Source organism: Streptomyces sp. NPDC058289 (genome assembly GCF_042880975.1).
Classification (GTDB): Bacteria; Actinomycetota; Actinomycetes; order Streptomycetales; family Streptomycetaceae; genus Streptomyces; species Streptomyces stoeckheimensis.
Genome location: NZ_JBHVYI010000089.1, coordinates 22,773 through 33,151, shown reverse-complemented (window position 1 = coordinate 33,151; position 10,379 = coordinate 22,773). Strand labels below are relative to the sequence as shown.

Here is a 10,379-nt window from a genome sequence, read left to right as displayed (position 1 = left end):
CAGCTCCTGGCGCGACCCGAAGAAGACCACAGAACATGTGATTCCGGGATGAAACATCGGACGAAAACGACCTCTTAGACAGCGCCATACGTCAAGGCCCCGACTGGTGTCGCCGGGGCCAGGGCCGCAGTGCACCCCGCACCTGCAAAACGTTCTACATAGGTTCCTGCCCTGAGCGCGTGGGGGAGCAGCTGACAGGCATCCCTTCGAGGTTGCGGAGTGGTCCAGGACGTTGCAGGGGTGGGGTCGCGGCTTGAGGGGCACGTCGGGAAGCGACCTAACGAACTCGCATACGGGCCTGCCATTTCTCCGGTGTGCCCTGGATGTAGGGGATGTCCCACGCCCATCGTTCTTCGGTGCAGTTCGCGAACTCAGGCGCTTTGACGAATTCGGAGACCGGTCGGAGGCAGCGGACAGGCCACCGACCGCCGGAGAGATTTCCGGCGGTCGGCGGCCTGTCGAAGGGCTCGGGAACGGTGTCCTCGGCGCGGGCCCCTGTCAGGACTCGCAGGGAAGGTTGACGATGCGGACGGTGTACGCCGAGGAGACCCAGCGGTTGGTGCCCACCTTGCGGAAGCCGTTGGTGGTGGACGTCGATGCGAGGATCGTGGAGCCGTTGGCGTAGGACCCGACGACCGAGTAGCCGGTGCCGGGACCGCTGCGGATCAGCAGACCGCCGCTGGCGTTGACCTTGTAGTAGCACTGGGTGGCGAGCGCACCGGCCGGCGCGAGCTCCACGGCCGCGCCCGTCGTCCGGGCGGGTGTGGCGGCCTGGGCCGTGAGACCGCCGCCGAGGAGCGCGGCGGCGGACAGGGCCGCCACGGCCGCCGTGCGGGCGGCGGAACGACGCGGTGACATGGTGCGGCGTGCTGCTGTGACCGTCATGGAATCGATTCCCCTTGCGTCGTCGGTTCTGGGTGCGGAACGCGTACGTAGGAGCAGGCCCGGGTCGGCCGAGCGGTGTCACCTCTCAACGGACACCGGAGCCGCGCACGACGTTAGCGCCACCGGGGCGAAGTCAGCCGCCTGACTCATGAGAACTCCCCAACCGGAAGGGAAAGTGGCTCGTTCCGGTTCCGGTAGGGGAGTCCGTAAGCCCCGCCTGCTGGATGAAAGAACGACGAAGGGAGCTGACTGCGACGCCGACGTAGGCCGAGCTGGTCGTCAGCGAGGGGAAGGCCATGTGGATCTGGAAGCGGCGCAGACGAACCCAGCCGTGAGTGCTGGCCTCGCAGCCGCCGAAGACTCGCGCCTGGTGGACGTCGTAGGCGGCCAGGTAGGCCACGGCTCCGCCGCAGCCGTACTCACGGTTGACGCGCATCGCCCTGGCCCGGCCTGGGGCGAGGGCCGGGTGGCAGCGACAGCTGCCTGGATCGAGGTCTTCTCGTCGCTGGAGACCACGTACTCGTCCGCGCCGAGAGGTTCGCCTTCGTAGGTTCGCGCGTATAGGTCCAAGGATGCGCTGGGCCTTGGCGCGGAAGGCGGGGTCGCGGATGAAGATCCAGGACTGGTACTGCCAGGGCTTGAGCGCGTCCTGGCGAAGCCAGCGGCGCACGGTGGACGCCGAAACGGTGTCGGTGATCCCGCGCGCGGTCAGCTCGGCGGCCAGTTGCGGGCACGACCAGCGCGCCAGCGGCACCCCGGTCTCGGCTGGGAGCTGGCAGGCCAGTGCTTTGGCCTCGGCGACCTGCACGGGGGTGAAGCGGGCCGGACGCCCGCTGCGCCTGCGGTCGGCCAGGGCCGGCAAGCCGCCGTCGGCGAACCGGCCCCGCCAGGTGCGCACGGTGTCCACGTGAACACCCACCTCGACAGCGATCCGCGCGTTGGACCTGCCCCGAGTCGCCAGGAGCACGATCTGTGACCGGATCCTGGCCTGGTGCGGAGTCTTGTGACCGTAGGCCGCCTTCTTCAACCGTTGCCGCTCGGCGGCCGTCAGGGCTATGGGGCGGGCGGCAGGAACAGGCAAGGCAGACAGGCCGATCAGCAGAAGTGGATCACAACGCCATGGGGGTCCTGCTCATGCCGTCTCGTGGTGGAGGGGGTCCAGGGCGGTGAGTTCTTCCACCGACAGGCGCAGGGAGCCGACGGCGACGTTCTGGGCGAGGTGGTCGAGGTCGCCGGTGCCGGGGATGGCCAGGACGTGGGGGCCCTGCTGCAGTGTCCACGCCAGCCGGATCTGGGCTGCGCTCACGCCGTGGGCGCGGGCGATGGCGTGCACCTCCGGGCTGTGGTCGGTGGTCGCACCAGCGGTGCGTCCGGTGCCGGCGATCGAGTAGAACGGCACGAACGCGATGCCCTGCTCACCACAGATGCCCATGAACTCCTTCTGTTCGGGCGATGCGCCGATGCCGTACATGTTCTGGACGCAGACCACCGGTGCGATGGTCTGAGCCTCGGCGAGGTGGTGGGGGCGGATGTTGGACAGGCCCAGGTGCCGGATGAGTCCGGCCTCGCGCAGTTCGGCAAGTGCGCCGAAGCGTTCGGCGATGGAGTCGGAGCCGACGATGCGCAGGTTCACCACGTCGAGGTGATCGCGGCCGAGCTGGCGCAGGTTCTCCTCGACCTGGCCGCGGAGTTGCTCGGGGGTGGCGTGCGGAAGCCATTGGCCTGAGGGGTCGCGGCCCGGTCCGACCTTGGTGGTGATGACGAGGTCGTCCGGGTAGGGGGCCAGTGCCTGGTTGATCAGCTCGTTGGCACAGCGCAGCGACGAGAAGTAGAACGCGGCGGTGTCGATGTGGTTCACGCCGAGTTCGACCGCGCGGCGCAGCACACTGATCGCCTGGTCGCGGTCGCGTGGGACGGCATCGGCCGCGAATGCCTCGCCGTGCTGCGTCAGGCGCATCGCGCCGAAACCGATCCGGTTGACCGTCAGGTTGCCGAGCTTCCAGGTGCCCGATGCCGCCGCGGTGATCGTTTGAGAGGTCATGGCGGCATGATCTACGCACGGTAGGCTGGCCCTCAATGGATTCATACATGCCTGAATCCATTGAGGAGCGTTTATCGTGGCAGAGCTGGCGTTCTCGACGAGCGATCTGGCGCAGGTGCGGTTCGCCGTCTCACCGATGTGGGAGGTCGCACCCAGCTTCCGACTGCTGACGTCCGGCGCCGCACATCCAATCCACGGACCCTGGGCCGACCAGGTACGCCCGCGTATGGTGGCCGCCGGGCTGGACCGGGGCTGGCTCCGCGAGCTGGTCCCGCCCACCGGCGGCTACGTCCCCGACTTCCTCAACCCGGCCCCCGCCGGACCGGCCCCCACCCCGGCGGCAGAGCGGGACGCGATCCGGGCCTCGCCCGCCCACCGGGTACGCCAGGACCTCGACCACCTCGCCTGCCACCAGGGGCACCTCGGCCCCCGGCTGCGAGCCCTGCACAACGACCCACAGGGCCTCCTGGCCAAGGTCGCAGAAGAGCTCGAAACGTACTGGGAGCTGGTACTCGCCCCCTACTGGGCACGAATCCGGGCAGTCCTGGACGCAGACATCCTCTACCGGGCCCGCCTGGCCGCCGAGCACGGCGCCGGCCACCTCCTCAACGACCTGCACACGTCCGTGAGCTGGGACGACAACGCGCTCCGGATGTCCCGCCGAAAGCAGCCGCTGACCCGCACGACGGCAGGCACGGGACTGCTGCTGATCCCCTCAGCCTTCACCGGACCAGGGTTGCGCACCCGAACGACGCCGCCGGACCCGCCCCAACTCGCCTATCCGGCGCGCGGTGTCGGCTCACTATGGACGAAGCGCCCCGTCACCCAGACCGACACCCTCTCCGCCGTACTCGGCCGCTCGCGGACCCTGCTGCTAACCGAGTTGGAGATCCCGGCCTCCACCACACAGCTGGCCCACCGCACCGGACTCTCCCCCGCAGGGGTATCCCAATACCTCACCGCTCTACGCAACGCGGGCCTGGTCAGCGCCCACCGCGCCGGCCGCTCCGTCCTCTACGCCCGCACCGCCGCAGCCGAAGCCCTTCTCCAAGCCGCCTCCGCCTGACCTCACGTCAACCCCCGAAGGACTTCGAGAGCCGACAACTAAGCTCCGTCGACAACCCTTCCGCATCCCCGGGCCCCGCACCTGCGCGTGCACCCGCGGCTGCTGCAACCCACGCCGCGGCGGCAGCCGACGGGTGGGTCTGCGAGCCGGTACGGACCATCAGCGTGAAGACCGTCCCGATCCGGATTCACCGGCCTGACTGCTGGCTGGTCGGGGGCCCGACCGGCGGCACCGTCACCACCGACGAGGCGCGGACCATCGCCGCCGTCGACCCCGCGGCTGGCCTGTGCGACGCCTGCGACACCAAGCCCCTCACCACCCCGAAGGCATAGGTCTCCCGCCGCAAGGGACCGGCGCGGCCTTGTCCGCGGAGACCGTGGCCCGGGGCAGGGCCCGTATGAGGGACCTCATCCCAGGCCCGCTTCAGGCGGCCTTGCCCTGCTTGCGCTCCTTGTAGAAGGCGGTCATGTCCGCGACGTCCGAGGCGGGGGGGGGACCTCGACGGTCTTCGCGGTCCTGAAGGACAGGAAGTCCATCGACATGGTCATCGTGCCGACGGAGTGGTTCAGCCGGGCGGGCATCCCGTTGTCGTCCAGCCACACGTCCGTGACGACCTCGCCGGATACTCCGAGGTGCTGGTACATGTCGGCAGCAGCGCCCATTTGCGCCGCGGGGACCGACGTCCGGTAGTGCTTGGTGTTCCGGCCGTTGATGCGTTCCGCGCCGATCGAGGAGGCGTTCTTGGCGTACTTGAGACTCTTGAGGGCCGCCGTCGGGTCGCCCTGCGTCGTGGCCGCGGCGGCACCCTTCTCACCGAGGACCGCGGAGACCTCGACCCTGATCCACGTCTTACCCTTGTACGGGCCCTCCTCGATGCGGTCGACCTCGTAGTAGTAGGCGCCCTTCGCGAGCCGCATCGTGATGGTCCCGTCCTTGACCATCTCCTCCATCTGGAGGTCCTTGGCCGGCATCACCGTCTCCATCGCCACCCCGTCCCCCCAGGAGTAGAGGCCCTTCATCGTCACCGGCTTACCGCCGGTGTCCGGGCTCGTCACGGTGGCACTGATATCGGCCGAGCCGGCCTTCGAGGCCTCATCGGCAGCGCGGGACAGCGCTGCGAGGATCGTCTGGCCGGACTCACCCGCCTTCTCACCGGCCTTCTGCGTGACCGCCCCCGCGGAGCACCCCGCAGTCCCCGCCACCACAGCTACCGCCACAGCCAAACCAGTCATCGTCCTGGTGTTCATTCCCCACCCCTGCCCATTCACATTGCCTACGGATTCACACCGCCCCGCGGGTCTGCTCCCTCGGGACGCCTGTGTGCACCGACTCCCCTTGCCGACGCGGAATCGAAGGATCATCGCATGCACCTCGGACATCGCCCTCAACGCCCGCACCAGCCGTCGGACAGGGCAACCCGCAGCTCAGAAACGAGGGGAGGGCCGACATGAGGGCGAGAGGGGCAAGGGTGTGGCCTGCGGTCTGGGTCAACCGTCCTCAGCCCGTGGTCTGTCGTGCGCTGAGTTTCAGGAGCTCGTCGAAGGACTCCCTCTCGAAGATCCAGCCGGACAGGGCTTCCGTGATCCTGGTGCCGTCGATGGCGACCGTGGGGGTACCGGGGCCGCGCGCGACGCGCTCTTCCGCGTCGATCAGTCCATCGTGGCCCGCTGGAACAATTGAGAGCCGGTGGTCGGGGTTCGACATCATCCAGCCGGTGACGCGCCGAGGTGATGGCGGCAGGGACGGTGGAACGGCTGCTGTGGAGTGCCCTCGAAGCGGCCGTAGATAGCACTGAACAGCGCGTATGCTGCCGGTCCAACCCTGGGCCGGGAGTCCCTGGTTAAGTTGAACAGCGTTGACGCAGCCCTCGTTCCAAGGGTTGATCAGGTCCTCAGCGAGGGCGTCATCGCCGCCGACGGGCCGACGGGCGGGATCGTCGCCGACGAGGAGCTCATGGCCACGCATCGCCTGGAGCTGCGGTTCGGCCCGTGCCGAGCTCCTCCGCCTGACTTTGGTCCGACCGGCTGGATGTGCCGGTGGTTCGTGCCGGGGTGCACCGTGCGGCGGCGGAGTCGAGGTTATGAAGGGATCGAACGGAATCGGATGGAAGTTCGCCATCCGGTCATTCCCGAACGTCAACCTCAGGAGTCGCATGATGCGCCCCATCAGAGCTGCCTGCCTCGGCACGGCCACGCTGGTCACCCTCCTGGCCTGCACCCCCGTCGCGGCCGCCGCGACGGACACCGGTTCCGCCCAGGACAGGGATAGGGGCCGGATCATCACAGTCCTGGCCGAGGTGGCGCAGCTGACCCGCTTCCCCGTCACCCCCGGCAGCGTGTCGCAGGGCGATGAGGTCGTCGTCCGCTCGGACCTCTTCGACGAGTCGCACAACAAGGTCGGCGAGACCCACGGCACCTGCACCACCACCCGGGGCGGCGCCGATGAAGCGGAGCAGTGCGTCGTGACCTACACCCTCCCGGGCGGCCAGCTCACCGTGCAGGGGATGTACTTCAACTACCTCGACCAGGGTCCCTTCGACAACGCGATCACCGGCGGCACCGGGAAATACGATAAGGCTCGCGGCTCGGTCCACTCCGACACGATCGCCACGGACCCCAAGGTCGTGAGGCGCTTCACGATCCACCTCGTCTGACGGACCCCGACGTCCACCTGACCCCGGCCTTCTCCCCTCGCGTTGCACCATTGGAGACGGTCGTACGAAAGGAAATGTGGGTCAGGGGGACGTTCAGGGCGGCTCACCCTTCAGATCGTCAAACGCACCGACGAAATGAGCGGGTTCGTGGTGCTTCCACGCAGGTGGGCGGTGGAGAGGACGCTGAGCTGGCGGATGCGCTCGCGGCGCCTTGCCCGGGACTACGAGACCCGGCCCGAAAGTAGCGAAGCCGCCGTCCTGTGGTCGATGACCATGCTCATGGGACGCCGCCTCGCCCGCCACCGGAGCCGAAACGTCACCCGGCAGCCCGCCTCGGCGTGAACACCCCGGGACGCTCCTCGGCCAGCCAGCCCTGCTCCACCAGCCGCCTCACCTTCGACCGCACCCCCTCGACCTTCGCCGGCACCGACTCCAGGCCCAGCCGCCCGGCCAACTCCCGCGCCCGCAGCCCGGCCCCGCCCGCCTCCGCCTCCAGCACGCCCACCAGCCGCTGGTAGTCCGGCGCGAGCACCTCCATCGTCAGGCCCACCCGCCAGTGCGGCACCACCGACCCCGCCACCCGGGGCCTCGGCAACGGCCGGCGCCGACTCCGGCCTGTCTAAACTGCTCGCGGCCTGCTCAACCGACCACGTGTTGCAACGCCCCCTCGAATTCACCGTGTCTGCCCGGTGGCTTCAGGTGGGCGGCGAGAGCGTGGTCAACCCGCCCAGGCGATGGTCATGGCTGCGTAGGTGACAACGAGGAACGATTGTCGAGGGGTTTCCGCAGCGGCAGGTGATCGGCAGGCTGCGGAGTGTCGGTGAGAATCAGCAACACCCACCTCGGCGCCGTGCATGCCGAGGAGCTCAGGAATGATGCTTCTGTTCGAGGTCGATGGAGAGAGGCTGTCATGGAAGACGAGCTGGGCGAGCTGATTCATCTGGCCGATCCGCCGGGAACGAGCGGTCACGTTGTCTCTCTGCGTGTGTTGGAGTTGCCAGGTCCTGGCAGAGACTGTCTGGACTGCGAGTTTGTCGTGGAGACCGAGACCGTCAAGGGCAGCTTCCCCGTCTATGTCACGTCCGATGACCTCGATGACTGGGAGGAGGCCCTTGAGGGGCTCGCCGGTGGGCGGTTCGTGTCGTGGCTGAATTCGGGTCGGACAGTCCAGTTCAAGATCAAGCCGCTGAGCCCTGATGTGATCGGGGTGTCGGTCCATGACGGCCCGTCGTCGCAGGTGACGGTCAGCTTGCCCCTCTTCCCGGCGACCGGCTGGATCGATGATCAGCGGGCGCGTCTCGCGAAGGTGCGGCGAGCGTTTGTCAGCTGACCGTCCCGATGTCGTCGGTGTTCGGCTCGTTGTCAGCTGGCGGCTTGCTGTTCGGCGCGGGCGCGGGTGGTGGCGAGGCGGTAGGAGTCTGTGCCGGTCTCGATGATGGTGCCACCGAAGGTGAGGCGGTCGACGATGGCCGCGCAGAGGCGGGGGTCGGTGAAGGTCTTTGTCCAGCCATCTGGGGCTGGCACTTGTTCCCTCCCAAGAGTTGCCGCGTCCACCTGGCCATCTCCCACTCCTGCGGTCCTCGTTGGTTCTCGCGGTGGCTGCCGCGTTTTCAAGGTGCTGCCTTGACCGTTCAGGTCCGAGGAAGGTATGTCGGTGAGCGAGGTGAGACTGCAGGTCATCGCGGGCGGGGCCGTCCCGCAGGAGATGCCGACGAGGGATCCGTGGCAATTCCAGTCGCTGTTGTGCGTCGAGGCGTTCGTGGCCTCGTGGCGGGCCCGCGGGTTCAGCCCGGTGACAATCGACAACGACACCGGGCTGCTGGAGCGGACGCTGACGGCGTTGGGCCGGCCCGCGTGGGAGGTAACCCCTGAGGACATCGACCGAGTGGTCGGTGATCTCGCGGTCCAGGGCCGCAAAACCTAGACCCGGCGCGAGTACGTGCAGATCTTCAAGGGCTTCCACCAATTTCTCCAGGCCCGCAAGTCCGTCGAGATCGAAGCCGCGTTCGGCGTCCGCCTGGTCTGCCCGATCGACGAGTTCAACGCCTCACGGCATGTCGGGGATGATTCGCCGGCCCTGCTGCCGCCCCCGGCCCCGGAGCGCGTGAGCGAGTTCTTCGACTTCATGAAGCAGCGGATCGCCACTGCGAGGAAGTACGGACCCGCCGCCCGGGACTACGCGATGTTCCGGACGCTGTATCACGCCGGGCTCCGCTCTGAGGAAGCATCGCTGCTGGACCGACCGGACCTGCACTTCACCGGTGGCAATAAGCCTCCGGTTGCCCGCCCCCGCCCCGGCCCCGCAGCCAGCCCGGCACCGGCAGCAGTGGCCGGACCACCGCCCACTCGGCGTCCGACATGTCGGTGGGATACCGACGCTCGCGCGCCCCGTGGTCTCTGGCGTTCCCGAACCTGTGAGTCAGACAGTCACACGCGAGAGCGGCCGAAGTGGACCCCACTCCCGCGTTGCCGTAGAGATGCGTCAACAGGGCCTCCTGGACCGCAGGTTGGCTTCGACACCCTTCGAGCTACCAAGAGGCCGTGCTCTCATGCACGGCAGCCGCCGCAGGCACCCGATCGACTGACCTCTCGACGAGATCGGGACGACAGCAGTCGCGTCGCTGCTCGTGATCGCTGGGACGGACAAATTCGTCCTGCCATCCAGGTAGACGGTCGGCTTGGTGACGCCCCGAGGCCGCCTCGCGGGTTTGAGCCCGGTGCCGCGACTGACGAACCTGGCGAAGAGTCGTGTCTTACCGGCTCGAGGCGCGGCCAACCGCCCCCGCTACGTCCTACTTCTCCTCCGGCTCCCAGGCGCGGAGCAGGTCGAGCAGCCCTGCGTCTCCGTCAACATGCAGGGAGTCGGCCTGGATCCGGTCGTACAGGTAGAGGACCAGCTCACTGGCCGTGCCGTGGACGGAGGCGCCGGCTGCGTCCGAGTCCTCGCCGGTCGCGGCGGTGGGCGCGGGGATGCGGGTGGTGCGTGCGCCGTCGCCGTCGACGCTGAGGCGCCAGGAGCGGCCCTCGGCGGCGTGGAAGTCGAAGGCCGTGGGCTTGTGCGGCCAGGCACTCGGCGTTGCGCAGACGGTGAACAGGAACTCCTCCACACCGTCGAGTGCCAGCTCGACCGGCAGCGGCTGCGGGGCGCCCCCAGAGAGCTGGGCGTCGTAGGTGTGCACCGCGGTCTCCTGGACCCGGTGCCGGGCGGTACCGCCGGCGGTCTGCGGTGACTGCGACGCGGGCCACCACGTCCAGCAACCGCTCTCCGGTCCCGCCGCGCGCAGGGCGCCCAGCAGAAGCTGCGTCGACGCGTCCAGCCAGGCCAGCAGGGCCTCACGCTCCTGCGGCACTTCCAGCGCGGCGCGCGCGGCGACGGCCTCGGCCGGGGGAGCGTCGGCAGGCCCCGCGCCGACGATGGCGGCCCAGAAACGGTCTCCCCCACCCAGATGCTTCACCAGATCGAACAGCGTCCACCCGGGGCAGGTCGGCACCTGCGCGTCGAGACCGGGCGCGGCGGCGACCACGGCGCGGAAGGCGGTCGACCGTTCATCGATCAGTCGCAACAGGTCAGGGAACTCAAGATTCTTTTCCACACCGGACATTTATCACCTGCCCCGGTGATCGGACAGCGATTTTCACAGTCGCCGCCGGTTGGCCATTGCGGACGTCCTCGCCTCCCACCGCTCGGGTGACAAGCTGCGCACCGTTGCGAGGACGCTGGGGGTGGCGGTACG

At 68.6% G+C, this 10,379-nt stretch carries 13 protein-coding genes and 2 pseudogenes; 7 read left to right on the top strand and 8 right to left on the bottom strand.

Annotated elements, in window-relative coordinates; translation table 11 throughout:
- Positions 1-498: 498 nt before the first annotated feature.
- The 3 genes from ACFVX6_RS32900 to ACFVX6_RS32890 form a co-directional block, all read right to left on the bottom strand.
- Positions 499-885 (bottom strand): hypothetical protein, encoded by a 387-nt coding sequence (locus ACFVX6_RS32900; RefSeq protein ID WP_389697696.1) that lies wholly within the window; start codon positions 883-885, stop codon positions 499-501.
- Positions 886-1,018: 133 nt separating this feature from the next.
- On the bottom strand, positions 1,019-1,912 hold the full coding sequence (locus tag ACFVX6_RS32895; protein WP_389697710.1) for a helix-turn-helix domain-containing protein: 894 nt from the start codon (positions 1,910-1,912) through the stop codon (positions 1,019-1,021).
- A gap of 105 nt (positions 1,913-2,017) precedes the next feature.
- On the bottom strand, positions 2,018-2,926 hold the full coding sequence (locus ACFVX6_RS32890; RefSeq protein ID WP_389697694.1) for an aldo/keto reductase: 909 nt from the start codon (positions 2,924-2,926) through the stop codon (positions 2,018-2,020).
- A gap of 73 nt (positions 2,927-2,999) precedes the next feature.
- Here ACFVX6_RS32890 and ACFVX6_RS32885 point away from each other — a divergent pair, with 73 nt between their 5' ends.
- Positions 3,000-3,992 (top strand): DUF5937 family protein, encoded by a 993-nt coding sequence (locus tag ACFVX6_RS32885; protein ID WP_389697708.1) that lies wholly within the window; start codon positions 3,000-3,002, stop codon positions 3,990-3,992.
- Positions 3,878-4,324, top strand: coding sequence for a DUF6233 domain-containing protein (locus tag ACFVX6_RS32880; protein WP_389697706.1), 447 nt, complete (start codon positions 3,878-3,880; stop codon positions 4,322-4,324). Before ACFVX6_RS32885 ends, ACFVX6_RS32880 begins: the two co-directional genes overlap by 115 nt.
- A 132-nt stretch (positions 4,325-4,456) precedes the next feature.
- Here the strand turns inward: ACFVX6_RS32880 and ACFVX6_RS32875 are convergent, their stop codons facing one another.
- Both ACFVX6_RS32875 and ACFVX6_RS32870 read right to left on the bottom strand, forming a co-directional pair.
- Positions 4,457-5,215, bottom strand: coding sequence for a hypothetical protein (locus tag ACFVX6_RS32875; RefSeq protein ID WP_389697692.1), 759 nt, complete (start codon positions 5,213-5,215; stop codon positions 4,457-4,459).
- Between the two features lie 274 nt (positions 5,216-5,489).
- Positions 5,490-5,699: a hypothetical protein gene (locus ACFVX6_RS32870; protein WP_389697690.1), complete on the bottom strand. Its 210-nt coding sequence runs from the start codon at positions 5,697-5,699 to the stop codon at positions 5,490-5,492.
- A gap of 159 nt (positions 5,700-5,858) precedes the next feature.
- On the opposite strand from ACFVX6_RS32870, the pseudogene ACFVX6_RS32865 reads away from it, so the two are divergent.
- The 3 genes and pseudogenes from ACFVX6_RS32865 to ACFVX6_RS32855 all read left to right on the top strand — a co-directional run.
- A pseudogene (locus tag ACFVX6_RS32865) lies at positions 5,859-5,978 on the top strand (cobalt ABC transporter ATP-binding protein); the annotation flags it as partial.
- A 166-nt stretch (positions 5,979-6,144) separates the two neighbouring features.
- On the top strand, positions 6,145-6,645 hold the full coding sequence (locus ACFVX6_RS32860; protein ID WP_389697688.1) for a hypothetical protein: 501 nt from the start codon (positions 6,145-6,147) through the stop codon (positions 6,643-6,645).
- A 42-nt stretch (positions 6,646-6,687) separates the two neighbouring features.
- Positions 6,688-6,987, top strand: coding sequence for a transposase (locus tag ACFVX6_RS32855; protein WP_389697686.1), 300 nt, complete (start codon positions 6,688-6,690; stop codon positions 6,985-6,987).
- Here the strand turns inward: ACFVX6_RS32855 and ACFVX6_RS32850 are convergent.
- Complete coding sequence (locus ACFVX6_RS32850; RefSeq protein WP_389697684.1) at positions 6,962-7,210, bottom strand: hypothetical protein; 249 nt, start codon at positions 7,208-7,210, stop codon at positions 6,962-6,964. The genes ACFVX6_RS32855 and ACFVX6_RS32850 overlap by 26 nt on opposite strands.
- A 345-nt stretch (positions 7,211-7,555) precedes the next feature.
- Here ACFVX6_RS32850 and ACFVX6_RS32845 point away from each other — a divergent pair, with 345 nt between their 5' ends.
- A complete protein-coding gene (locus tag ACFVX6_RS32845; RefSeq protein ID WP_389697682.1) occupies positions 7,556-7,975 on the top strand; it encodes a DUF5959 family protein in 420 nt (139 codons plus the stop codon).
- 32 nt (positions 7,976-8,007) lie between these two features.
- Here ACFVX6_RS32845 and ACFVX6_RS32840 read toward each other — a convergent pair.
- Positions 8,008-8,154, bottom strand: a pseudogene (locus tag ACFVX6_RS32840) (ATP-binding protein); the annotation flags it as partial.
- Positions 8,155-8,299: 145 nt separating this feature from the next.
- On the opposite strand from ACFVX6_RS32840, the gene ACFVX6_RS32835 reads away from it, so the two are divergent.
- Positions 8,300-8,569: a hypothetical protein gene (locus ACFVX6_RS32835; RefSeq protein ID WP_389697680.1), complete on the top strand. Its 270-nt coding sequence runs from the start codon at positions 8,300-8,302 to the stop codon at positions 8,567-8,569.
- Between the two features lie 868 nt (positions 8,570-9,437).
- Here the strand turns inward: ACFVX6_RS32835 and ACFVX6_RS32830 are convergent.
- Positions 9,438-10,238, bottom strand: a complete 801-nt coding sequence (locus ACFVX6_RS32830) for a maleylpyruvate isomerase family mycothiol-dependent enzyme (protein ID WP_389697678.1) — start codon at positions 10,236-10,238, stop codon at positions 9,438-9,440.
- Positions 10,239-10,379 lie beyond the last annotated feature (141 nt).